Annotated in this window: 22 protein-coding genes; 11 read left to right on the top strand and 11 right to left on the bottom strand. The window is 35.8% G+C overall.

Annotated features, from left to right (window positions below):
- Positions 1–25 precede the first annotated feature (25 nt).
- The 4 genes from hpt to ACTIEI_RS14115 are packed head-to-tail and all read right to left on the bottom strand — an operon-like array spanning position 26 to position 3,777.
- On the bottom strand, positions 26–568 hold the full coding sequence (gene hpt, locus ACTIEI_RS14130) for a hypoxanthine phosphoribosyltransferase (protein WP_439506941.1): 543 nt from the start codon (positions 566–568) through the stop codon (positions 26–28).
- A 2-nt stretch (positions 569–570) separates the two neighbouring features.
- The gene (locus ACTIEI_RS14125) at positions 571–1,644 is read right to left on the bottom strand and encodes a glucosaminidase domain-containing protein (RefSeq protein ID WP_439506940.1); all 1,074 of its coding nucleotides are present in this window, start codon (positions 1,642–1,644) and stop codon (positions 571–573) included.
- Positions 1,641–2,288 (bottom strand): O-methyltransferase, encoded by a 648-nt coding sequence (locus tag ACTIEI_RS14120; protein ID WP_439506939.1) that lies wholly within the window; start codon positions 2,286–2,288, stop codon positions 1,641–1,643. The genes ACTIEI_RS14125 and ACTIEI_RS14120 overlap by 4 nt, the downstream gene beginning before the upstream one ends.
- 25 nt (positions 2,289–2,313) lie before the next feature.
- Positions 2,314–3,777 carry a sodium:solute symporter gene (locus tag ACTIEI_RS14115; RefSeq protein ID WP_439506938.1) on the bottom strand — a complete coding sequence of 488 codons (1,464 nt, stop codon included), beginning with the start codon at positions 3,775–3,777 and terminating at the stop codon, positions 2,314–2,316.
- Positions 3,778–3,855: 78 nt separating this feature from the next.
- Between ACTIEI_RS14115 and ACTIEI_RS14110 the strand changes: the two genes are divergently transcribed.
- Positions 3,856–4,395, top strand: a complete 540-nt coding sequence (locus ACTIEI_RS14110) for a TIGR00730 family Rossman fold protein (protein ID WP_439506937.1) — start codon at positions 3,856–3,858, stop codon at positions 4,393–4,395.
- Here ACTIEI_RS14110 and ACTIEI_RS14105 read toward each other — a convergent pair.
- Together ACTIEI_RS14105 and ACTIEI_RS14100 are read right to left on the bottom strand one after the other, a co-directional pair.
- Positions 4,376–4,975, bottom strand: coding sequence for a hypothetical protein (locus ACTIEI_RS14105; protein ID WP_439506936.1), 600 nt, complete (start codon positions 4,973–4,975; stop codon positions 4,376–4,378). The genes ACTIEI_RS14110 and ACTIEI_RS14105 overlap by 20 nt on opposite strands.
- A 23-nt stretch (positions 4,976–4,998) precedes the next feature.
- Positions 4,999–6,411, bottom strand: coding sequence for an FAD-binding oxidoreductase (locus ACTIEI_RS14100; RefSeq protein WP_439506935.1), 1,413 nt, complete (start codon positions 6,409–6,411; stop codon positions 4,999–5,001).
- Between the two features lie 132 nt (positions 6,412–6,543).
- Here ACTIEI_RS14100 and pckA point away from each other — a divergent pair, with 132 nt between their 5' ends.
- Positions 6,544–8,148: a phosphoenolpyruvate carboxykinase (ATP) gene (gene pckA, locus ACTIEI_RS14095; RefSeq protein ID WP_439506934.1), complete on the top strand. Its 1,605-nt coding sequence runs from the start codon at positions 6,544–6,546 to the stop codon at positions 8,146–8,148.
- Between the two features lie 68 nt (positions 8,149–8,216).
- Here pckA and ACTIEI_RS14090 read toward each other — a convergent pair whose 3' ends face one another.
- The 3 genes from ACTIEI_RS14090 to trpS form a co-directional block, all read right to left on the bottom strand.
- The gene (locus tag ACTIEI_RS14090; protein WP_439506933.1) at positions 8,217–8,579 is read right to left on the bottom strand and encodes a hypothetical protein; all 363 of its coding nucleotides are present in this window, start codon (positions 8,577–8,579) and stop codon (positions 8,217–8,219) included.
- A gap of 16 nt (positions 8,580–8,595) precedes the next feature.
- Positions 8,596–9,231 (bottom strand): deoxynucleoside kinase, encoded by a 636-nt coding sequence (locus ACTIEI_RS14085; RefSeq protein ID WP_295186454.1) that lies wholly within the window; start codon positions 9,229–9,231, stop codon positions 8,596–8,598.
- A 62-nt stretch (positions 9,232–9,293) separates the two neighbouring features.
- The gene (gene trpS / locus ACTIEI_RS14080) at positions 9,294–10,304 is read right to left on the bottom strand and encodes a tryptophan--tRNA ligase (RefSeq protein ID WP_439506932.1); all 1,011 of its coding nucleotides are present in this window, start codon (positions 10,302–10,304) and stop codon (positions 9,294–9,296) included.
- Here trpS and recG point away from each other — a divergent pair.
- Genes recG through ACTIEI_RS14040 form a run of 8 tightly spaced genes read left to right on the top strand, consistent with a single transcriptional unit; the run spans position 10,303 to position 22,138 of the window.
- Positions 10,303–12,504: an ATP-dependent DNA helicase RecG gene (gene recG / locus ACTIEI_RS14075; protein WP_439506931.1), complete on the top strand. Its 2,202-nt coding sequence runs from the start codon at positions 10,303–10,305 to the stop codon at positions 12,502–12,504. The genes trpS and recG overlap by 2 nt on opposite strands.
- A 9-nt stretch (positions 12,505–12,513) precedes the next feature.
- Positions 12,514–16,182 carry a PKD domain-containing protein gene (locus tag ACTIEI_RS14070; protein ID WP_439506930.1) on the top strand — a complete coding sequence of 1,223 codons (3,669 nt, stop codon included), beginning with the start codon at positions 12,514–12,516 and terminating at the stop codon, positions 16,180–16,182.
- Complete coding sequence (locus ACTIEI_RS14065) at positions 16,182–17,213, top strand: PorP/SprF family type IX secretion system membrane protein (RefSeq protein WP_439506929.1); 1,032 nt, start codon at positions 16,182–16,184, stop codon at positions 17,211–17,213. The genes ACTIEI_RS14070 and ACTIEI_RS14065 overlap by 1 nt, the downstream gene beginning before the upstream one ends.
- A 42-nt stretch (positions 17,214–17,255) precedes the next feature.
- Positions 17,256–18,545, top strand: coding sequence for an aminopeptidase P family protein (locus ACTIEI_RS14060; protein WP_439506928.1), 1,290 nt, complete (start codon positions 17,256–17,258; stop codon positions 18,543–18,545).
- Positions 18,546–18,547: 2 nt separating this feature from the next.
- Positions 18,548–19,309: a CDP-diacylglycerol--serine O-phosphatidyltransferase gene (pssA, locus tag ACTIEI_RS14055; RefSeq protein ID WP_439506927.1), complete on the top strand. Its 762-nt coding sequence runs from the start codon at positions 18,548–18,550 to the stop codon at positions 19,307–19,309.
- Positions 19,306–19,554 (top strand): phosphoribosylformylglycinamidine synthase subunit PurS, encoded by a 249-nt coding sequence (purS, locus tag ACTIEI_RS14050; RefSeq protein ID WP_439506926.1) that lies wholly within the window; start codon positions 19,306–19,308, stop codon positions 19,552–19,554. Before pssA ends, purS begins: the two co-directional genes overlap by 4 nt.
- Position 19,555: 1 nt before the next feature.
- Positions 19,556–20,221, top strand: coding sequence for a 16S rRNA (cytidine(1402)-2'-O)-methyltransferase (rsmI, locus tag ACTIEI_RS14045; RefSeq protein WP_439506925.1), 666 nt, complete (start codon positions 19,556–19,558; stop codon positions 20,219–20,221).
- A gap of 54 nt (positions 20,222–20,275) precedes the next feature.
- Positions 20,276–22,138, top strand: coding sequence for a M1 family metallopeptidase (locus tag ACTIEI_RS14040; RefSeq protein WP_439506924.1), 1,863 nt, complete (start codon positions 20,276–20,278; stop codon positions 22,136–22,138).
- Between the two features lie 49 nt (positions 22,139–22,187).
- On the opposite strand, the gene rsmG is transcribed toward ACTIEI_RS14040, so the two are convergent.
- The gene (gene rsmG, locus ACTIEI_RS14035) at positions 22,188–22,844 is read right to left on the bottom strand and encodes a 16S rRNA (guanine(527)-N(7))-methyltransferase RsmG (protein WP_439506923.1); all 657 of its coding nucleotides are present in this window, start codon (positions 22,842–22,844) and stop codon (positions 22,188–22,190) included.
- Positions 22,814–23,842, bottom strand: a complete 1,029-nt coding sequence (locus ACTIEI_RS14030) for a glycosyltransferase (RefSeq protein WP_439506922.1) — start codon at positions 23,840–23,842, stop codon at positions 22,814–22,816. The genes rsmG and ACTIEI_RS14030 overlap by 31 nt, the downstream gene beginning before the upstream one ends.
- A gap of 133 nt (positions 23,843–23,975) precedes the next feature.
- Here ACTIEI_RS14030 and tgt point away from each other — a divergent pair, with 133 nt between their 5' ends.
- Positions 23,976–25,115 (top strand): tRNA guanosine(34) transglycosylase Tgt, encoded by a 1,140-nt coding sequence (tgt, locus tag ACTIEI_RS14025; RefSeq protein ID WP_439506921.1) that lies wholly within the window; start codon positions 23,976–23,978, stop codon positions 25,113–25,115.
- Positions 25,116–25,149 lie beyond the last annotated feature (34 nt).

The following is a 25,149-nucleotide window of genomic DNA, read 5'->3' as shown; positions in this document are numbered from 1 at the left end:
TTTGATTCTTAAAAGCCCAGAAGTTTTATTCACTTTCCTTTAGCTGGTAAATTTCTCTTAAGTTTCTGCCAAATCCATCATAATCTAAGCCATATCCTAACACAAAACGATCTGGAATACTAAAGCAACAATAATCAATTTGAACGGGGAAAATGGTAGCATCAGGTTTGTGTAATAAGACAGCCATTTTAACTGATGCAGGTTGTTGGTGGTATAATTGTGGCATGAACTCATTCATCGTTTTACCCGTATCAATAATATCTTCTAATAAAATTAAATGACGGTCGCGAATATCTGTATCAAGTCCTATAGCCGTAATTACATTCCCTGTAGACTTGGTTCCTTTATAAGAAGCTAATTTAATAAAACAGATTTCTGCTTCTATGGTAATTTGTTTGAACAAGTCTGCTGCAAACATAAAAGAACCATTTAAAACGCCAATGAATAAAGGCTTTTTGCCTTCATATTCCTTACTAATAATTTCCCCTAACTCTTTAATTTTTTCTTGAATCAATGATTCTGGTAAATAAGGTTCAAAAGTTTTATTAAATAAACTGATATTAGACATACTTATTTTTTGAAGGGGGTTGTTTTGGTAATAATTGGACTTTTAAGGTAAACTTTGGTTCCAGGTATTGGTGAAATAGATTTTTCCAATTTATTATATTGTAAAATGTATTCTAGTCTTACGCCTGTTAATTGTGCAATATCATTCAGCGTTTCCCCTTGCTTAGCTACATAATATTCCTGTTCTCCTTTTTTTTGTTTTCTTTCGATATAAATTAATTGATCTTCTGTAAGTATATCTATATCAACTAAATCATTATACAAAAGCAATTTACTAAGTGAAATATTGTGCTGATTAGCTATTGCCAAAAGAGAAGTACCAGCCTTTGCATATAAAACACCTGTTTGATTAATAGTAAATAAACCTTCTGGGAAATTAAGGTGGCCATATTTACTTACTTTTTCTTCTTTATTTTTATTTACTAGCGGGATAAAAGTCTCTGAATCATTTGTTGCTTTTGTATCTTCTTGCCTCTCTTCCTTTGTTTTTTCTGGTTCTGGTATCACAGCAATAGGAGTCTCTATTCTATTTGCTGATACAGTTATCTCTGTTGGTTGATTATTGATTCTTGCTAAAGCAATTGTGTTATATTGATCTAGATTATAATCTTTAATAATTTTTATCAGCTTTTGTGGATAGGTCTTTGCCGTTGCATATCCTGCTTTTTTTAAGCCTTTGGCCCATCCATCAGAATCGGTTGGACTCAGTTTAAATAAAAACTGATAATGAGCTCTACTTTTCAAAAAATCAGAATGATCTTTAAAAGAAGCTATTGGGCTATCGTATACACGAAAGCATTCTCCTTTTTCATCATCATCATGAAAAGTTCTAGCACCAGTCCATTCAGGTTTACATTTTATACCAAAATGGTTATTTGATCTTTTTACAAGTGGGCTTTCACCTGATTGTGATTCTAATACCCCTTGCGCCAGTGTGATAGAGGCGGGAACACCAGAACGGATCATTTCAGCAATGGCAATTTCTTTGTATTGTTCAATATAGGCAAGGGTTTTGTTTTGTTGTGCATCGACTGAAAAAATCAGTATAAATCCCAATATGGAAAATAAAAGTTTCATGATCCTTTTTTCTTTTTTATGATGGTTAATCCATCTCTTATAGATAACATCACTTGTTCTGTTCTTGCATCCTGCAAAACATGCTGATTAAAAGCATGAACTGCTTTGGCATTTTTTCCTTTTAATGGATTTTCCAGAACTTGCCCGTGAAATAGCACATTGTCAACTATGATAATTCCTTCCGCCGATAATAGGGGTACAATCATTTCATAATAGCTGATATACCCTGTTTTGTCGGCATCAATAAAAACAAGATCCCATTGGTAAGGGAGTTGATTAATGATTTTGCTGGCATCACCAATATGCAAAGTTATTTGCTTATTTGCATTCAATTTGCTAAAATTTTCAGCTGCTGTGGCAGCATCTTCCGGCCTAATTTCTATAGTATGGATTATACCATCTTCCGGTAAGCCTTTTAACAGACATAAAGCACTATATCCAGTAAATGTTCCAATTTCAAGTACATATTTGGGTTTTATCATTCCACAAACCATTGTTAAAAACTGTCCCTGAACATGTCCACTAATCATATGTGCATGTGGATGCTTTTCCTGTGTTGCTTGGTTAACTAGCTTTAAGTCTTCAGGCTCAGGGCTGGTAAACTGTGCTGTATATGTTTCAACTAGGTGACTTATTAATTCCATATTTTAAGCTGATTATGAACAAATACTAGTTAATAGCAGTCTGCCCATTTCCTTTTTTTGAAATCAACAATAGACCTAAAAAAGTGATTGTTCCGTTTATAATCAATAATTCGAGCCCAACTTCATAAGAACCCAATAAAGATTTTTGGTATTTATCTATGACAAAACAAATAATCGGTGCTGCAATACAAACGTAAGGGACTAAGGAATCATTTACTACTCTTTTTGTAATAATTCCAAATGTAAATAATCCAAGCAGTGGGCCATAAGTATATGCAGCAATTTTGAGTAAAAGTCCAATCATACTAGGGTCATTTACCCATTTAAATACTAACACAAAAACTAGGAATATGGCTGCAAAAGTTAAGTGAACACGTTGTCTGATTTTTTTCTGAGCAGCTTCATTTAAATCAGCTCTCCTTTGTATACCAATAATATCAATGCAAAATGTTGATGTTAATGCAGTGATTGCACCATCTGCACTTGGGAAAAGTGCGGAAATTAACGCAATGATGAAAATGACAGAAACAACTGGTGGCATATGTTCCATGGCTAAAACTGGGAAGATTTTATCTCCAGTTGCAGAAACATTCAAGCTTTCTGCATACAAATAAAGTAGTCCGCCCAAGAACAAGAATATGACAATAACGGTAGCTAATGTAATTGCCATAGACATTACATTCTTTTGCGAATCTTTTAATGTTTTTACAGAGATATTTTTTTGCATCATTTCTTGGTCCATTCCAGTCATGGTAACTGTAATGAATGCACCTGCGATAATTTGTTTTAGGAAGAAAAATTTACTATTGGGGTCTGTAAAAAATATTTTCGAATATCCTCTTTCATTCATTGCTGCTAAGCTTTCTCCAAAACCCATATTCATTTGGTTAAGAATATAGAATACACAAATCACTAATCCAGCAAGCATACAAGTGGTTTGTAAAGTATCGGTATATACAATTGTTTTTACTCCACCCTCATAAGTATATAATAAAATCATTATTAAAATGATAATAGTAGTAGCCCAAAAAGGAATATTAAAACTGTTTAAAATAGCTTCTTGTAAAATATTTACTACTAAATATAATCTTGCAGTTGCGCCTAGTGTTCTAGATAATATAAAAAAAGAGGAGCCTGTTTTATATGAATTAAATCCCATTCTAGAACTTAGATAATTGTAAATAGAAGTTAGATTTAATTTGTAATAGAGTGGTAGGAGAATATATGCAATCATTAAATATCCAAATAGATAACCTATTGTAATTTGGATATATGCAAATGATTCGTTTGCAACGGCACCAGGTACACTTACAAATGTAACTCCACTTAAAGACGTACCTACCATACCAAAAGCAACTAACATCCAGTTGCTGTTCTTATTCCCAATAAAGAAAGAATGATTATCACTATTTTTACCAGTATACCAAGCAACCGCTAATAATATTAGGAAATAACCAATAACAAAGGAGAACAGCAAAAGGGGAGACATATGGTTTTTATTTTGTTAAAAGAATTTTGTAAAGTAGTAAAAATAATTGAGGTATTTTGTCTGCCCTAATAGTATAATATGAAAATTAAAAATATAGCAGTTTTCTGTGGTTCTAAATCTGGAAACGATCCGGAATACTTATTTCAAACCATTGAATTAGGGAAGTTGATGGCTAAAAATAATATTACTTTGGTTTACGGTGGTGGAAATAAAGGTTTAATGGGAGCAGTAGCTGATGCAGTAATGGAAGGGAACGGTCAAGTTATTGGGGTTATTCCAGAAGTATTATTAGAATGGGAACACCAACACAAGGGAATTACTGATTTGCGGGTAGTAGCAGACATGCATGTCCGAAAAAAACTGCTTTATGAACTATGTGATGCTGCCATCATTTTACCTGGTGGAAATGGAACCCTGGATGAGCTGTTTGAGATGTTAACCTGGAATACGTTGAAAATCCACAATAAAAAAATTGTATTGCTGAACTGCAACGGATATTACGATTATTTAGTTACCCATATTGATAAAATGTATCAACAAGGATTCTTGTATGAAGATTGGAAAGAGCGACTATTGGTTGCTTCAACAGCAGATGAAGCTATCGCTTTTTTGGGTTAAGATAAAATCCAAAACCTCCCCTGAAAATGGGCTGCGGATCACCAGCAATACCATTACGATAAGGGGAATTTACCGCCTGATTTAAATCTATCATAATAGTAAAATGGGAGAGTCGACTACCTATTTCTCTTGATCCATATCCGATACCTGCTAATAAACTTGGTGCTTGAAATTTTAAACGATAGGATTGTCCTGTAGCTGCATCTGTTTGAGAAGAACTAATCCAATTATACTCTGGTTGAATTTGTAAATGCAAAAAATTAATGGGCCATATCCTTAAAAAAGCACCCCCTCCATAATTGAAGTTTTTATATTTGAAAGGATCAAAAGCTGTAGCACTTTGTGAGTAATAATTTAAGTTCATGGCTACACCAACATCAACCCAATTATTCAAACTATATCCAATTTGTGGGTTAAGTCCTAAATTGAAAAAACGGTTTGAAAGCCCAAGATTTAAGCTTGAACCTATAAACACTCTTGATCGGTCAAATCCTAAAGGCTTTTCTGGTGTTTCTATTTGCGCACTTAAATTAGTTATTCCAAAAAATATAAAAATGAATACTCCAATTCTTTTTTTCATACACACAATTTTAGTAAAAATACTCAATCCTTGCTGTCAAATATTTTTCCGGCATTTAAAATATTGTTAGGATCAAATGCTTTTTTAATGTCCCTCATTAATTGGATGGCTGTTTTACTGAAAACGGTTTCCATATAAGGTTTCTGAATCAAGCCGATACCATGTTCTGCACTGATAGTGCCTCCAAGGCTTTTTACCAACCTAAATAAAGATTTTAAAATTTCAGTCATTTCAGGATTGCCATGACTATTTTTGATTGTTGGATGATTGATTCTAATATGTAAGTTGCCATCACCAGCATGCCCATAACAAACCACTTTAAAACCATACTGTATACCCATTTCCTTTACCCCTTTAATTAAAGCGGGTAGTTCTGCTCTGGGAACAACAGTATCTTCTTCAATGGTATACCCTTCTAACTTAACTGCTTCCGCGGCTCTTCTCCTTAACTTCCATAATTCTGCTTTTTGTTGTGCATCATCTGCAAATAGAATATCTCCTGCTTCATACAAATTCATTAATTCTGCAATGGATTCCATCTCTTGCATCAGTACATCCATATTATTGCCATCCACTTCAATAATAAGATGTCCTTCTATTGAGTCGTTTACAGGAACGGCAGAACTATCCACCATTTTACTTACAATTTTTAATGCATTAATTTCTATTAATTCTAATGCACTTGGAGCAAATCCAGCCCTGAAAATTGCACTTACAGCTGCACCTGCATTTTCCAGTGAACCAAATGGAACCAACATTAGTAAGTCGAACTTAGGGTGCGGAATTATTTTCAAAACAATTTTAGTGACAATACACAATGTACCTTCACTTCCAACAATCAACTGTGTTAAATTATAGCCGGTAGCATTTTTTAATACATTGGCGCCTGTCCACATTATTTCTCCGGAAGGTAATACCACTTCTAAATTAAGTACGTAGTCTTTCACTACGCCATATTTTACTGCTCTTGGTCCTCCGCTATTTTCAGCAATATTTCCACCTATGAAACAGCTTCCTTTGCTACTAGGATCTGGAGGATAGAACAAACCTTTTTCTTTTACTGCATCTTGCAATACTTCGGTAATTACACCAGGTTCTGTTATAACTTGAAGGTTTCTTTCGTCAATTGAAATAATTTTATTGAGTTTTTCAGTTGACAATAGCACACCTCCTAAATGTGGCAATGCGCCTCCACTCAAGCCAGTTCCTGCTCCCCTGGGTGTAACAGGTATATAGTGTTGGTTGCAAATTTTTAGGATTTCAGCTATTTGAAAACTATCAGCAGGTTTTAATACTATTTCTGGTATAAAAACTAATTTCTCAGTTTCATCATGTCCGTATTGTGTTAATTCAGTGCCATCAACAATTAACTGATTTGGTCCTACAATTGAACGAAAAAGGGATACTATTTCTGGAGTAATTAAGCCTTGCTGCATTTTGCCTATTTATATTAAATTTTAGTAAAAATACGATGCAATGGCCTTAAAAATTGTGTAAATAATACACAAATAATGCATTCAAATAATTAAACAATGTACTTTTGCATACTAACTAACGATTGTTTGTATATGTCATTACCAACACTAACTGTAGACGCATCAAAATTATTAGCATTGGGTTTAACCAATCAGCACGGAGTTCATTATCAATTATCTCCTGAAACATTAGTAGAACAAGCAGTAGCAAAAGGGCAAGGTGTTTTGAATGACACTGGTGCACTTTGTATAAATACTGGAGAATTTACAGGAAGAAGTCCACAAGACAAGTTTATTGTAAAAGATAATATAACAGCAGATACTGTTCATTGGAATAATTTCAATATTCCAATTGATGAAAAATACTTTCATCAATTAAAGAAAAAAGTATTGGATTACCTTGGTCAGCAAGATGAAGTGTGGGTAAGAGATGCATACGCTTGCGCTGATGATAATTATCGTTTAAATATTCGGGTAATTAACGAAAATCCATGGAGCAATTTATTTGCTTACAATATGTTTTTAAGACCCACAGAAGCTGAATTGGATAACTTTACACCAGAGTGGCATATTATTCAAGCTCCTGGTTTTAAAGCAGATCCTTTAGTAGATGGAACCAGACAGCACAATTTTGCAGTGGTATCATTTACTCATAAGACCATATTAATTGGAGGAACAGGGTATACTGGTGAAATGAAGAAAGGAATTTTCACAATTCTTAATTACATTCTTCCGCAACAAAAGAATGTATTGAGCATGCATTGCAGCGCCAATATGGGACAAGAAGGAGATGTAGCGGTATTTTTTGGGTTAAGTGGTACAGGAAAAACAACTTTAAGTGCAGATCCTAATAGAAAATTAATTGGAGATGATGAGCATGGTTGGACAAGTAATAGTGTCTTCAATTTCGAAGGCGGTTGTTACGCAAAAACCATTGATTTAAGTGAAGATAAAGAGCCTGAAATTTTTCATGCAATCAAGCCTGGGGCATTAGTTGAAAATGTTGGGTTTGTAAATGGAACCAATCAAATTGATTTCAGTTTTAAAGGCATTACAGAAAATACAAGGGTAAGCTATCCGTTACATTTTATTTCAAATGCAATGGAGCCAAGTATTGGGGGGTTACCTAAAAATATATTTTTCTTAACCTGCGATGCATATGGAGTTTTACCCCCTATTAGTAAGTTAAGTCCTGGTCAAGCAATGTATCAGTTCATTAGTGGCTACACTGCTAAAGTAGCTGGAACTGAAGCTGGTGTGACTGAACCAAAGTCTACCTTTAGTGCATGTTTTGGCGCACCATTTTTACCCTTACATCCCGGAAAGTACGCTGAAATGTTAGGGGCTAAAATGAAAGAAAATGAAGTGAATGTTTGGATGATTAATACTGGCTGGAGCGGAGGGTCTTATGGAACCGGCAGTAGAATGAAATTAAGCTATACAAGAGCTATGATTACTGCAGCTTTAAATGGTAGTTTAGACAATGTTCGTTATGAGCAGCATCCAGTATTTGGTATGATGATTCCAACAAGTTGTCCAGGTGCCCCTACAGAAATTTTGAATCCTAAGTCAACTTGGAAAGATGGTGCTGCATATGACGCAACAGCCAAAAATTTAGCACAACAATTCATTAAGAATTTTGAAAAATATGCAGCTGGTGTTTCGGCAGAGATTCTGGCGGCTGCTCCAATCGTATAACTATTGATTGCTTAACTGTTTGCGATTGTTTGCCCAACGAGCCTCCTTCTGAAAAGAGGGAGGCTTTATTATTTTGCTGACAAAAAATTGCCAGGTAAACGCATTCCTTTTTCGTCATCCACCACTTTGCGCATTACTTTTTTTAATCCATCCGGTAGTTGTTCTAATTCAGCCTCTGTGAGTAGATGAACTATTTCATGAAACTCATCTTCATCATCATAGTATCCCACGAATAAATCAATTGTTTGATTGGAATGCATTCTAAGTGAAATTTCTAAGTCTTCCTCATATTGGTGCATGCTTACAATTGCCCATTGATCGTTGTCTTCAAAATTGAACAATACTTCAACTGGGTCTTGGCTAACCACATGGGTTACCAATTTTTCAATTAACTCTCCTGAATGATTTTTTACAAGTTCTTCGTAATTCATATTTTTCTAGTACCGATTAAAAAAGTCCAAATAACATTCCATCCACTTTGCTAATAATTTCGCCAAATTGTTCTTCGTTTTCTGCAAATTTATTTTTATCGCAATCAATGATTAACAATTGACCTTCTTTATAGCCATCAATCCATTTATTGTAATACTCATTTAACTTTTTCAAATAATCTAAACGAATATTTTCTTCATACTCTCTGCCTCGTTTTTGTATTTGAGAAACCAAAGTAGGTACAGAAGCTTTTAAATAAATTAATAAATCGGGGGGCTGTACCATTGTTTTAAGTGTTTGGAAAAATTGATAATAATTATCAAAATCTCTTTTACTCATTAATCCCATTTCATGTAGGTTGGGAGCAAAAATATTAGCGTCCTCGTAGATGGTTCTATCTTGAATAACTGTTTCAGTTCCATGTTGTATATCTAAAAGTTGATTCAGTCTGCTATTCAAAAAATAAATTTGCAAATTGAAACTCCAACGTGGCATGTCCTCATAAAAATCCATTAGATATGGGTTGGTGTCAACATTTTCGAACTGAGGTATCCAGCGATAATGTTTACTCAACATTTCTGTTAAAGTTGTTTTGCCCGCACCAATATTTCCTGCTATTGCTACGTGCTTTGGTTTTTTTGGTTTTGCCATTGGTAGATTCTATTAAAGTGTCGCAACTTAAGTAAACTAATCTGATTTTGGTGGTTTATGATTTAATAATTTAAACCAACTGCATCTCTAACCATTTTTAATGTTTCAGCAGCTCTGGCTCTGCCCTTGTCAGCTCCCTGTTTGATGATTCTGTGTAATTCATCTGGATTTGCTAAAAGGTCTGAAGCTTTTTCTCTGATTGGTTTAATGAATAGCACCATATCTTCCGCCAATTGCTTCTTCATGTCACCGTATCGAATGATACAATTTCCATTTGAACTGGAATTGAAATCTGCTTCAAATTTGGCTAATGTATCGGCACTACTTACCAATTTCATCATGGTAAATAAATTCTGAATATAATCAGGTTTTATAGCGTTGGGCTCTAATGGTCCTTGATCGGTTTTGGCCTTCATGATTTTTTTTCTAATCAACTCGTCATCGTCTGCTAAGTAAATTGTTGCGTTTTGATTTTCACTCTTACTCATTTTTCCATTCCCATCTAATCCCATAATCCTAATTAATTCGTCCCCGTAGTTAAATGCATAGGGTAAAGGAAAAACTTCTCCATATCGATAGTTAAAACGATCTGCAAAATTTCGGGCCATTTCTAAATGTTGCTCTTGGTCTTTACCAACAGGAACTTTCACCGCTCTTTGAATAATGATATCAGCAGCCTGTAGTACAGGGTAGGTTAGCAATCCAGCATTTACGTTTTCTGGTTGCATTCTTACTTTCTCTTTAAAAGTGACTGTTTTTTCTAGCTCTCCTTTATAAGAAAGCATATTTAAGTACAAATAGAGTTCCGCAATTTCAGGCACATCGCTCTGCACATAAAATGCCACTTTTTGTGGGTCCAATCCACATGCAATATTTTCTGCAATTACCCTGTATACACTATTTTTTAATTCTTTGGTATCTGGGTGTGTGGTTAAACTATGCCAATTGGCCACAAAGAAATAACAATTAAAATCGTCTTGCATGCGTACATAATTACGCATAGCACCAAAATAATTACCTAAGTGAAGGAATCCGGTGGGCCGAATTCCACTTACAACAACCTCTTTTTCCATGTGGGCGAAGATAAATATAGTGTTTGGTTTTTTATGGTTGGCATCAAAAGAATTCGGAAATTGTAGCCGGAACCATACTATTATCATTATTTCAGCTGTAAATACCATACTTGCCTCGCCAATTGAATACCTTAAGGGGGTTGGACCGCTTAGGGCAGATATGCTTAAAAAAGAGTTGGAGTTGTTTACTTTTAACGACTTATTGCAACATTATCCTATTCGGCATATAGACAAAACAAAGGTTAGCAAAATAAGTGAAATTAATTTTCAAACCGAGTATATTCAAGTTGCAGGAAGATTATTACAATTTGATATAATTGGAGAAAAAAGAGCCAAAAGATTGGTTGCACAAATAAGAGATTCATCAGGAATTCTTGAATTAACCTGGTTTCAGGGAATTAATTGGGTGCAGAAAAGTCTATATATTGGTTCGGATTATTTGGTTTTTGGGAAAACCACTTTTTTTAATGGAAAAGCACAAATGGTGCATCCAGAAATTGAAGTATTTGTGGCCACAAAAATGGGAGGTAAAGCCTTTTTAGAGCCTGTTTACCCCTCGACAGAAAAATTAAAGGCAAGAGGGTTAAATGGCAGGCAATTAGCAAAATTTACTTACACGTTACTTCAACAATTGAGCCCCAAAGATTTACCCGAAAATATTCCCTTAAATGTGTTGAAAGAGCTCAAGTTATTAGGTAGATATGAAGCTATTGCGGGGATCCATTTTCCTACTTCTGAGTTACACTTTAAAAAAGCAATGGAGCGTTTGAAGTTTGAAGAATTTTTTATTGCACAAGTAAGATTACAATTGGTAAGGTTACAACGAAATAGTTTTAGTAAGGGGGTTGTTTTTGAAAAAGTAGGGAACAATTTTAATGAGTTCTATCAACATTATCTTCCATTTGCTTTAACAGGGGCACAAAAAAGAGTGATCAAAGAAATCAGACAAGATACGGCTAGAGGGAGGCAAATGAATCGTTTATTACAAGGCGATGTGGGGAGTGGGAAAACGATTGTGGCATTGTTGAGTATGCTATTGGCTGCAGACAATGGTTATCAAAGCGCATTAATGGCTCCTACTGAAATTTTAGCACAGCAGCATTATCAAAGTTTAACCAGTTTACTTAAAGAAATGCCTGTAGAAGTAGCACTGTTAACGGGTAGTACAAAAATAGCAGAGCGAAGAAGAATTTTAAAAGGCTTACAAGAAGATACCATTCATTTTGTGGTAGGCACACATGCCATCATAGAAGATAAAGTGCAGTTCAAAAATTTGGGATTGGTAATTGTAGATGAACAACATCGGTTTGGTGTTGCTCAACGTGCAAGACTATGGACAAAAGCGGTGATTCCTCCTCATGTTTTGGTGATGACCGCAACGCCCATCCCTAGAACATTGGCTATGACAGCCTATGGAGATTTAGAATATAGTGTGATGGATGAACTCCCCCCAGGAAGAATACCCATTACTACAGTCCACAGAAATGAAATGGCTAGAGCCAGTGTAATGGGCTTTGTAAAGGAAGAAATTGCAAAAGGAAGACAGGCATACTTTATTTATCCGCTAATTGAAGAGAGCGAGAAATTGAGCTATGAAGATTTAATGCAAGGCTATGAGCAAGTAAAAAGTTTTTTTCCGGAGCCCAATTACCGAATTAGTATGGTGCATGGAAGACAACCAGCAGAACAGAAAGAGGCTAATATGCAACGTTTTGTAAAAGGCGATACTCAAATAATGGTGAGCACCACAGTGATAGAAGTTGGCGTAAACGTACCAAATGCATCGGTTATGGTAATTGAAAGCGCTGAAAAATTTGGATTGTCTCAATTACACCAGCTTAGGGGAAGGGTAGGAAGAGGAAGCGAAAAAAGTTTTTGCATTTTATTAACGGGTAGCAAAGCAAGCAAAGAAGCCAAAGAACGTATCAATATTATGTGTGCCACCAATGATGGTTTTAAAATTGCAGAAAAGGACTTAGAAATGCGAGGTCCAGGTGATATAGAAGGAACCAGACAAAGTGGTGCTTTGAACTTTAAGTTGGCTAGTATTGTTAATGACAAAGCATTGCTAGAAAAGGCAAAAGAAAAAGCAGCACAAATTGTGGAACAAGATTTGTATCTAGATTCAACTGAGAATGCAATGTTAAAAGATTATTTAGCAGCTCAACAATTGAAACATGGGTGGAGTAAAATTTCGTAACTTAAATAGATGGTATTGAAACCAATAGGATTAATAGTCGTTTTTTTAATAGGAATGCTTGGCTTAAATGCACAGGGCTACCTCGATTTTATTGAAAATAAAGGGCAGTGGCCTAATACCATTCAGTTTAAAAGTGAACTATCTTCTAGTGCATTTGCATTAACAAAAAATGGATACAGAGTATTACAGCATAATGTAGATGATTACGCTGCCATAGCCAATTCTAGGCATTTTCACACAGGTCATACATTAGGTGAAAACAAATCGGATATTACCCCCAAATTTGGTGAAAATGGCGAAGGCGATTTAGTCTTACGTTCCCATTCGTATGAAGTAAAGTTTTTAAATGCCAATCCTAATCCAACCATAATTAAGGATAAACCCTTGGGGGGAGTCAATAATTATTTTATCGGGAATGATCCTACCAAATGGGCAACTGATTGTAAGATTTTTCAATCAGTAACCTATAAAAATATGTATCCGAATATAGACATACGCTATTATACCAATAATGGGGTGTTAAAATATGATATTATCGTGCATCCTGGAGGAGACCCGAACAAAGTGATTTTATTCATTGATGGTTCAGATGGATTAACGATAAAAAATGATGCACTTCAAATTAAAACTTCGGTTGGTACAGTACAAGAGACTGTTCCATATACTTATCAAATTATAAATGGGGAAAGAAAAGAGATTGAATGTGGTTATGAAGTAAAAGGCAATTTAGTAAAGTTCAAGCTAGACAAGCAATATAACCGAAATAATACTTTAGTAATAGATCCACAGCCTGTATTCATCAGTTATTCTGGAAGTACTGCAGACAATTGGGGATTTACTGCAACTTATGATAACCTTGGTAATTTTTATGCAGGGGGTATCGTATTTAGTGCAGGTTTCCCTGTAAACAATGGAGCGGTTCAAACCACTTACAGAGGCGGTGTTAATGAATTTGGGCTCAATGGGTATGATATGGGAATTCTAAAATTTGAACCAGGTGGAACCAGTTTAATTTATGCAACTTATATAGGAGGTACTGGAAATGAACAACCTCATAGTTTAGTTGCTGATGCAGCTGGCAACTTGGTTATTGCTGGAAGGACTTCCTCAGGTACAAGTTATCCAACTGTAGCTGGTTCATTGCCATTGTATGGACCTGGTGGAGACTTTGATATTGCATTAACCAAAATTAATAGTAGGGGTAACGCATTGATTGGTTCTATTCGAATTGGTGGTACAGGCAAAGATGGAATAAATATTAGAGCTAATTACGATAATCCACAAGGACCAGAAACAACTAGAAGAAATTATGGCGATGATGCAAGAAGTGAAGTCATTTTTGATAATCAGGGAAATATTATTCTAGCTTCTGTTACACAGTCAGCTGATTTTCCTACTTCAACAGGCGCTTTTCAACGAACTCCTGGAGCAGCGAGAACAAATAGTGATAGAAGAATGCAAGACGGTGTGCTGATTAAATTAAATGCTAGTTTATCTCAGGTTTTATTCTCTAGTTTTTTAGGGGGTAATAATGATGATGCTGCTTTTGTTTTAGCTATTAATCCTGCTAATAACAATATTTATGTTGCAGGAGCAACTGCTAGCACCGACTTGCCAGCTAGATCAAATGCAATAGCCAATTTTCAAAATAACAATGGTTTTGTAGATGGCTTTATTAGCATTGTTTCTTCTGATGGCTCTAGTATTATTAGCACAAATTATATAGGTACCAATCGAGACGATGTAATTTTTGGTATTCAGTTTGATCGACAAGGTTTCCCATATATAGTAGGGACTACTACAGGTGTCTTTACTCCTATTAATTCACCTTATAATACAGCCAATCCCAACCAAGCTTCGGGTAAACATTTCATCGCTAAATTGCAACCTGATCTTTCAGGCTTTATCTATTTTACGAATTTTGGGTTAAGTACAGCCACTTCTCCAAGTCTTTCTATTTCTGCATTTTTAGTTGATCGATGTGGTCGGGTATATGTTTCCGGATGGGGAGGTAGTACTATCAATAATTTTATTACTTCACCGCTTAGTAATTTACCGACTCCAACAAGTGATGCGTATCAATCTGCTACCGATGGGGCTGATTTTTATTTCTTTGTACTAGAGCGCGATGCACAGCGCCAAATTTATGGTTCTTATTTTGGACAAACTGGTGGATTTGCAGATCACGTTGATGGGGGTACTAGTCGATTTGATCCGAACGGAACGATTTATCAATCTATTTGTTCATGTAAAAGAACGGGTGATCCAAGCAGGCCAATTGTTGGCACAGGAGGCGCATATTCAACAACTAACAGAAGTAATTCTTGTAATTTATTAGCCATCAAAATTGCGTTTAACTTAGCAGGTGTAGGTGGGGGGATTAAAACCACCATCAATGGTGTAGCGCGCGATACCTCTGGCTGTGTTCCATTAACAGTAGTGTTTTCTGATACCTTAGAATTAGCCAAAACCTATCGTTGGAATTTTAATGATGGTTCTCCAGAAGTAACTACAACCAATAATAGTGTAACACATACATTTAATAATATAGGCGTTTATAATGTAAGATTAATTGCAATTGATTCTGCTTCATGTAATATTAGTGATACTTCTTTTATAACCATGCGTGTTAGAGCAGACGAAGCAACTTTGGCATTTACTCCCAATAAATTACTTCCCTGTGAATCGTTAACGTATCGATTCGATAATAATTCCTTTGCATCAAGAACTTTTGGCGCAAATGCTTTCAGATGGGATTTTGGAGATGGAACTAGACGAGTTGCATCATTTGGTCCAGTAACACATACTTATGCAACCGCAGGTACGTACAATGTTCGATTAATTTTACTTGATACTAGTTTCTGTAATGAGTTAGATAGCATAACATTACAAATACGCATTTCTCCGTTGGTAAAAGCGCAATTTGAAACGCCTTCTTTGGGCTGTGTTCCTTATACTGCAGTATTTAACAATACTTCACTTGCTGGTAGAACCTTCCGTTGGGACTTTGGAGACGGTAATACCTCAACGGCTACTTCGCCTCAACATTTATATTCATCTATTGGAATCTATAATGTAAAATTGCTAGTAATTGATTCCTCTACATGTAATATAGCAGATAGTATTGTTGTACCAATAAGTGTTCGAGATAATCCAACTGCTGGTTTTCGATTTAGTCCTGATCCAACAGAAGCCAATACACCAGTCACTTTTACAAATAATAGTTTTGGGGCCAATCGGTATAAGTGGTTGTTTGGAGACGGAGATACATTAAATACCATAAGGTTGGATACATTGGTTCGTCATTTATACAATGCAACTGGAACCTATAATGCATGTGTAATTGCATACAATGATGCAGGCTGTGTTGATACCAGTTGTGCGCCAATTGCAATAACGATTGTACCTGGTTTTAATGTGCCCAATGCTTTTACGCCTAATGGCGATGGAGTAAATGATAAAATTTTTGTTCGAGGTTTTGGCATCACCAAAATGACTTGGAAAATATATAACCGTTGGGGAAACTTGATATTTGTTAGTAACAGTATTGCTGATGGATGGGATGGTAAATATAACGGCAAGCTGCAACCACAAGAAGTTTATCATTATACATTAGAATTAGAGTTTAGTGATAAAGAAAAGGCAACTAAAAAAGGTGATATAACCCTATTGAGATAATGGCTAAAAGAAAATGGATAAAATGTTGTTTGATGATGATGGCAATTATTATTGGTCATCAAAAATCCTATGCACAAGCATTAAGCTATTCTCAATATTACAATGCCCCTCTGTTAGTAAATCCAGCCAACACCGGATTTAATCCAGATTATGATTATCGTGCAGGGCTAAATTATAGAAATAGTTGGTCTGCTTTTGGTGCAGGATACAAAACAATGGGAGTTTGGGCTGATTCAAAATTGTTTGCCAACCGTTTTGAAAATGGTTGGATGGGCGTTGGAGCAACCATTAATAAGGATGTTGCAGGAGCTGGACAGCTATCAGCAACCGGTGCAGCGTTATCTATAGCATGGCATCAAATGTTGGGGTATAACAGTTTGTTGAGTGCTGGGTTTAGCGCAGGAATCACTGCTAAGCGGGTTGATATTTCAAAGCTGAATTTTGACAATCAATGGAATGGACAATTTTTCGATGTTTCTATTCCCTCTAATGAGCCTTTTGCATTTAGTCAGGTCGGCTATTTAGATTTAAATATGGGATTGAATTATGCCTATTTTGCTTCTGAAAACTTTTATTTTAATGCTGGAGTATCTTTAATGCACTTGAATAGACCTAAAGAAAGCTTTTTTGCATCTAATATTAGTGATGCGCGTGTTCCAATCCGATATAATGTTTTTGCTAATGCTAGTTTAAAAGTACAGGATTTATGGATACTCAATCCGAATATCTATTTTAGCACGGTAGGTAATACCAGTGAGTTAGTAATGGGTTTAAATGCCAATAGAAATTTGGGAGGGAACGGACAACAACAAATGATTCTTGGACTTTATTATCGAAATAAGGATGCTATAATTCCTATGGTTGGGTATCAGATAAATGATCTTAAAATTACGGTTAATTATGATGCCACTATCTCGTCGGTCAATAGGTTTAATGCTTCTAGAGGCGCATATGAATTATCTATCATAAAACATGGAATTTTCTCTAGTTCTTTAGGCCGATCAGTTAAATGTCCTACCGTAAGGTTTTAAGTGCGGCAAACTTTATATATTGCGTATCTCAATTAGATGCGTATGAAATATCATCCTTTAGATTCAGCTATATTCATTAATAATAGAAAACGATTCGTTAAGAATATGTTGCCCAACAGCATTGCTGTTTTTGTAAGTAACGATGAATGGCCTAGTAATGGAGACGCTTTGCATTCTTTTAAACAAAATAGTGATCTATACTGGTTAAGTGGTATTGTACAGGAAGACTCCATGGTAATTTTATTTCCTGACAATCCAGATCCTAAATTCAGGGAAGTTTTGGTATTGGTTCGTCCTAACGAACTCAAAGAAAAATGGGATGGTAAAAGATTAAGAATAGCAGAAGCTAAAGCGATTTCAGGAATAAACACAATTGTATGGCTAGATAGCTTGGATGCACTTTTACAGGGTTGGATTCATTTAGCCGATCATATTTATTTAGATAGTAACGAGAATGATCGAAAAGCTTCTTTTATTAAAACCAGAGAGTATCGATTTATTGAAGAAATGAAATCGCAATATCCATTGCATCAATTTTTGCGAGCTGCAAAAATTATGAAAGAATTGCGTGCTATTAAATCAAAAGAGGAAATTGTAGTGGTACAAAAAGCAATTGATATTACAGACATTACTTTTAGACGTTTGATGAAGTTTATAAAGCCTGGTGTGAATGAGTGCGAAATAGAAGCTGAAATCTGGCATAGCTTTTTAAGCCAGCGCGCAACGGGACCAGCTTATGGAAGCATTATTGCAAGTGGGGATAACGCAAGAACACTTCATTATGTATCTAATAATGCAGAGTGTAAAGACGGGGATTTAATTTTGATGGATTTTGGAGCAGAATATGGAGGCTACTGCGCAGACTTAACTCGTACTATTCCTGTGAACGGAAAATTTACGAAGCGTCAAAAAATAGTTTACAATGCATGTTTGCATTTGCATAATTATGCCAAGTCTATTTTGAAACCGGGCATTAGTATTCTAGATTATACCGATAAAGTAGGCGAGGAAGCAACTAAGGAGTTCATTAAAATTGGGTTATTGAATAAGTCGGATGTTAAAAATGAAGACAAGGAAAATAGGGCTTATCGGAAGTATTTATACCATGGTATTTCTCATCATCTCGGAATTGATGTGCATGATTTGGGAACCAGAACTGAACCTATAAAAGCGGGAATGTTGTTTACGATTGAACCAGGAATTTATATCGAAGAAGAAAAAATGGGTGTACGAATTGAAAATAATTTTTGGATTACCAAGAATGGTAACACCGACTTAATGAAAAATATTCCCATTACAGTAGAAGAGATTGAATCTTATATGAAGCGATAAATATGAAGCAGCAAATCCCAAACCTTTTTACTTTAGTCAATTTATTTTTAGGAGCAACAGCCATTCTATATATACTTCAACCCGGTTTAACCTATGATGCATCAGGTGAGGGGTTGGTCAGTATTCCAGAAAAAATGATGATAGCCAGTTGGCTTATTTTTGGCGCTGCGATAATTGATTTTTTAGATGGATTTGTAGCCCGTTGGATGAATTGTAGTTCAGAAATGGGCAAACAGTTGGACTCTTTAGCCGATGTAGTGAGTTTTGGGGTTGCACCCGGATTAATGATTGTTCAATTTTTGCGATTTTCTTATGCTAGTACCGAAGGGGGGTTAGATATATCAATGGCTTTTGTTTTGCCAGCATTAATAGTTCCTTGTGCTGGTGCCTATCGATTAGCTCGATTTAATTTAGATCAATCTAAATCTACGGGATTCAAGGGTATTCCAATTCCTGCAGCAGGAATATTCATAGCATCATTTCCTTTGGTAAACTGGTATGCAACTGATGCATGGATATTAGATCTTTTACTTAACAAGTGGTTATGGTATGGCTTAATTGTATTGTTGAGCGCTGGAATGGTATCAACTATACCCATGCTAGCACTCAAATTCAGCGGATTAAGCTTTAAAAAGATATTACCATTTTTAATTATCCTATTCATTGCTGTAACAGTTGCCTTTCTTTTTGGATGGTTGGCAATTTCCGCAGGATTTATTGCTTATGTAATTCTATCTTTGTTGTTTAAACCAACCGAATCATGAAGTTTGAAGTAGCTATTAATGTAATGCCATTAAAAGATTTATTAGATCCACAAGGAAAAGCAGTGTTGGGTGGACTGGCTAATTTAGGCATTAGCGAAGTAAAAGATGTAAGAGTAGGAAAGCATATTACTTTATCGGTTGAAGCAGCTTCCGCAGAAGAAGCAAAAGCTATTGCAGAAAATGCCACAAAACAATTGTTGGCTAATCAGGTGATGGAGTATTTTGAGATTACCATAAACGGTTAATTTGCTTTATTTAGTTCCTACACCTTTAGGCAACCTAAAGGACATCACCTTGCGTTCACTAGAAGTATTAAATTTAGTGGACTTGATTTTGTGCGAAGACACGCGTACTTCTTCAAAGTTATTGCAACATTATAGTATACAAAAGCCACTTTCTCCGTATCACCAGCACAACGAACATAAGATTGTATCACATTTGGCCGACCAACTAGAAGCGGGGAAGACCATGGCATTGATAACCGATGCAGGTACACCAGGTATTTCTGATCCGGCTTTCTTGTTAGTTAGGGAATGCATCAAAAGAAATATTCGGGTCGAGTGTTTGCCAGGTGCAGCTGCATTTGTGCCGGCATTAGTAAATAGTGGCCTACCAACTAATCGATTTGTTTTTGAAGGATTTATTCCAATTAAAAAAGGTAGACAAACTTTATTAAAACAGTTAGCCTTAGAACAACGAACAATGATATTTTATGAGAGTCCTATGCGATTAGTTAAAACGCTTGAAGATATGGGGCAATATTTTGGGGAGGATCGCAACTGTTCAGTTGCAAGAGAGCTAACCAAAATGTTTGAAGAGAATAAAAGAGGAACCCTTAAAGAAGTTGCCGAATATTTTAAATCAAAATCGGTGAAAGGGGAGATTGTATTGGTAGTGGCTGGTGCAGACTAATACTTTATGCAATATATTTATACTCTAATACTACCTAACGATAATACAATGAATATGCGAAAATTAACCCTTTCTTTTTTGGTGGGATGCTTGTTCTTTAGCACAAGTATATTTGCACAGCCCGATCGCTGGCAACAAAAGATTAAGTACACCATGAATGTAAACATGGATGTAAATACCAATCGATTTAGTGGAACTCAAAAGATTGATTATTTTAATCAATCACCAGATACGCTCAATAAAATATTTATGCATTTATATTGGAATGCCTTTCAGCCCAATAGTAGCATGGATGTACGGAGCAGAGAATTAGGAAAAACAAAATTAGCCGATCCCAGAAGAAACAATGATGGATTAGATTGGGATGCAAGAGTAAAAGATAGAATTAGCAAATTAACACCTAACGAAATTGGATACCAAAATGTAAAGTCGGTTCATGTAAATGGCATAGCGCAAAAATTAATTGAACATGAAACAATTTTAGAAATAGTATTAGCTAAACCTATTTTACCTAAAACAAAAGTTACACTAGATGTGGTATTTGAATCGCAAGTACCTGTTCAAATAAGAAGAAGTGGAAGAGATAATGCGGAAGGAATTAGATATAGTATGTCTCAATGGTATCCCAAAGTAGTTGAATACGACTACCAGGGCTGGCACGCTAATCCGTATATTGCTAGAGAGTTTTATGGTGTATGGGGAGACTTTGATGTCAATATTACCATCGATAAAAGTTATATGGTTACAGCAGGTGGAGACTTATTAAATGCAAATGAGATAGGATTTGGTTATGAGTCTAAAGGTACAGTAGTAAAACCTGCAACTGGAAAGACTTTGACTTGGAAATGGCAAGCTAATAATGTACATGATTTCATGTGGGCGGCCGATCCGGATTACAAAATGATTACACGTACAACAGAGGGAGGACCATTGTTGCGTGTGGTATATAAGAAAGTAGATTCTTTAGAAAATCGTTGGCAGAAAATGGCCGACACTTGTGCACTAATTTATCCAATCATTGCTAAAACCTTTGGGGCATATCCATACAAAACTTACACGTTCGTGCAAGGAGGAGATGGTGGTATGGAATATCCGATGGCTACTTTGATAAAAACTGCTAGTATAGGAACAGCAATACATGAATGGATGCATAGCTGGTACCAAATGATTCTAGGAAGTAATGAAGCATTGTATGCTTGGATGGATGAAGGGTTTACCGATTATTCAAGTACAAGGGCAATGGCCATGTTAAGAAATAGCCCAGGCTTTTGGTATAGCGGTTCTTACGGAGGATATAATCGTTTAGCAAGAAGTGGATACGAAGAACCTGCTAGTACTCATGCCGATCATTTTAATACCAATTTTGCATCTACTTCTTCTGCATACAGCAAGGGTGCTGTTTTTATAGAGCAATTGGGTTATATAGTGGGGGCAGATACCAGAGATAAAATTTTACGTGACTATTTTAATACATGGAAATTCAAACATCCTAATCCAAATGATTTTATTAGGGTGGCAGAAAAAGTTAGCGGTGTAGAATTGGATTGGTACAAAGAATATTGGATTTATAGCACAAAGACCATTGATTATGCAGTTGGTGATATTGCTATGGTAGATAATAAAACAAGTATAACAATTAAGCGTATTGGTAAAATGCCTATGCCAATTGATGTATTAGTAACCTATAAAGACGGTACACAAGAAATGCATTATATGCCTTTGAATTTAATGTACGGTGCTAAAGCAGCAGAAACAAAAGTGCCCACTACCTTGCATGCCCCTTGGAAATGGACACATCCTGATTATGCGTTTACAACCAACAGAGCAATTGGGGATATTAAGTCTATAGAAATTGATCCAAGCTTAAGATTGGCTGACATTAATAGAACCAACAATAAGTTGGTTATTCCTGAGTAAATATTAAATTGAAATAGAACGGACCGCCTCGATTATTCGGGGCGGTTTTTTATTTTGCTACGTGGATGATATACTTTTCTTCAAAGTATGTTTCAGGAAATATTTTGAAAATTGGCATCATTTTAGGACGTGAACCACTCTCAAAAATTTCTTGGTTTAAGTCGCCGCCCTTTAAACAAATCAGTCCATTTCTAAGCCCACCCTCAGTTATAGGAGCGGTAGGTTTTTTAATGAGGGGCATACTCCATTTTAATAATTCTTTTAGAGGTGCTACTGCTCTTGAAACAGCAAAATCAAATTTTCGATTGGTAATGTCTTCTGCCCTAGTATGTTTGGTGGTAATATTTTTAATGCCCGCACCTTCACAAACGGCATCAACTACTTTTAATTTTTTGGCAATACTGTCTACTAAATGAAATGTAACCTCAGGAAAAAAAATGGCCAAGGGAACTCCTGGGAATCCGCCCCCACATCCAATATCAATGATATTCATTCCTTTCGAAAAGTCTGCAATCGCAGCAATACTTAATGAGTGCAATACATGGTGTAGGTAAATGCTGTCGATATCTTTTCTAGAGACCACATTTATCTTAGCATTCCAATCTTTGTATAATTCTTCTAATAATCTAAACTGCTCTAGTTGAGTAGGAGTAAAGTCATCAAAGTACTTGGTAATTAGTTCCAGTTTTTGCGGGGTGCTTTCCATATAGCAGGTACAGTAAATAGGTAATAAAAAAACATCCAAATATCAAAAAATAAGAACCAAGGATATAAGTCTTTTTCATTCAGTTGAATCATGCCCTTGTATAATACAATGGCTTGTATAATAAAACGTAATGCAAATACTCCTAAAGCTAATTGCCAATTGAAAAAAAGGATACTTAAAACAAATAGTGGGTAAACAAAAAATAAAGAGAAAGAGTACAATCCCAATAAAAATTTATGAATGGGTTTATAATATTTCCCAGTAGAATAATGTCGGTATTTTTGGGTCATCCATTCTCCCCAACTATTTTTTGCATCACTAAGGGTATGTGCATCGTGATCTAGTAATATGGATGTATTTTCTGCAGTTGCAACCTGATTAATGAATAAATCATCGTCTCCGCTAGGTATTTGATTAATGGAAGAAAATCCCTTGTTTTTAAAGAAAATTTCTTTTTTATAACTTAGGTTTCTACCGACACCCATATAAGGTTTACCAGCTAACGCATAAGAAAAATATTGTAGCGCAGTATGGAATGTTTCGAAACGAATCAGTTTGTTTAACAAACCTGGTTTTTTATGGTAAGCGCCATAACCTAATACGATTTCTGTTTCATCGTCGTATGCCCCCTGCATTTTTTTAATCCAATTTTCTGATGCTGGAACACAGTCTGCATCTGTTAATAAGACTATTTCATGCTTAGCGCTTTTAATCCCCATAGACAATGGGAACTTTTTTCCGCTAATCATTTTTGCTTCCTGAGTTAGTTCAATCATATTCAGGTTTTTAAACGAGCGCCTGAATTCATCAATAACATATTTACTTTCATCCGTAGAGTTGTCGTTTACCAAAACAACTTCATGTGTTGTTGCGTAATCCTGAACCAAAATGCCAGGTAAATTTTTTACCAAATTGTGCGCTTCATCGCGTGCGCATATAATTACAGAAACAGGATGTTCAACAGAAGTTGCTTTTTCAGTTGCTTTATAATATGCCATTCTTCTAAAGAAATACAGGTAATAAAAAACCTGTATAGCTATAACAGTACAAAAAAGTCCAAAACAAATAGTCCAGACAATAGCGGGTATGATCATGCAGCAAAAATAGGGCAAAGACCACTACTTTTGCAGCATGGCCGCACTAAGTTTTACACTAAACAATACCGCAGAAGGATCCGCAGCAAGAGCGGGAATAATTGAAACTGACCATGGTACCATACAAACGCCCATTTTTATGCCAGTGGGAACAGTTGGTTCAGTTAAAGCAGTAACGCAACAACAATTAAAATTAGACGTTCAAGCCCAAATAATATTAGGCAATACCTATCATTTATATTTAAGACCCGGAACAGATGTGCTAGAAGCAGCTGGGGGATTGCATCGCTTTAACGGATGGGATAGACCCATTCTTACAGATAGTGGCGGTTATCAGGTTTTTTCTTTGGCCGCAAATAGGAAAATTAAAGAAGAAGGGGTTGTATTTCAGTCGCATATCGATGGAAGTAAGCATTTGTTTTCACCCGAATCGGTGATGGATATTCAGCGAAGTATTGGGGCTGATATCATTATGGCATTTGACGAGTGCCCTCCTTATCCAAGTGATTATGATTATGCCAAAAAAAGTATGGAGTTAACCCATCGTTGGTTAAATAGATGCATTGCTCGATTAGCTGAAACCCCTGATAAATATGGGTACACGCAAAACTTATTTCCCATAGTGCAAGGCAGTACCTACAAAGATTTGCGTAAGGCTTCTTGTGAGTTTATTGCTTCACGTGGTGCTGTCGGAAATGCCATTGGTGGATTAAGTGTGGGTGAGCCTGAAGACATGATGTATGAATTTACTGCATTGTGTACCGAGCATCTTCCTTTGGATAAGCCTCGTTATTTAATGGGAGTGGGAACACCGTGGAATTTATTGGAGTGTATTGATTTAGGTATTGATATGTTTGATTGTGTAATGCCCACCCGTAACGGACGAAATGGGATGTTATTTACCACACAAGGAGTGATTAATATTCGGAACAAAAAATGGTACAAAGACTTTAGCCCAATTGATCCAGGCTTGCCTGCTGAAACCAGTCAATATTACACCAAAGCATACCTACGACACTTATTTGTAGCGGAAGAGATTTTAGGATTGCAGATTGCCAGCATTCACAACCTTAGCTTTTATTTGTGGTTGGTAGGGGAAGCAAGAAAACATATTCTAGATAACACATTCCGCAGTTGGAAAAAAGAAATGTTAGAGATAGTGAAGCGGCGATTATAATCCCGTTAGGAAAATAAAGTGTGAATAAGCGTAA

The organism is Sediminibacterium sp. (assembly GCF_051860225.1).
GTDB lineage: Bacteria > Bacteroidota > Bacteroidia > Chitinophagales > Chitinophagaceae > Sediminibacterium.
The sequence above is the reverse complement of the archived record's forward strand: the minus strand, read 5'-3'. Positions and strand labels throughout refer to the sequence as shown.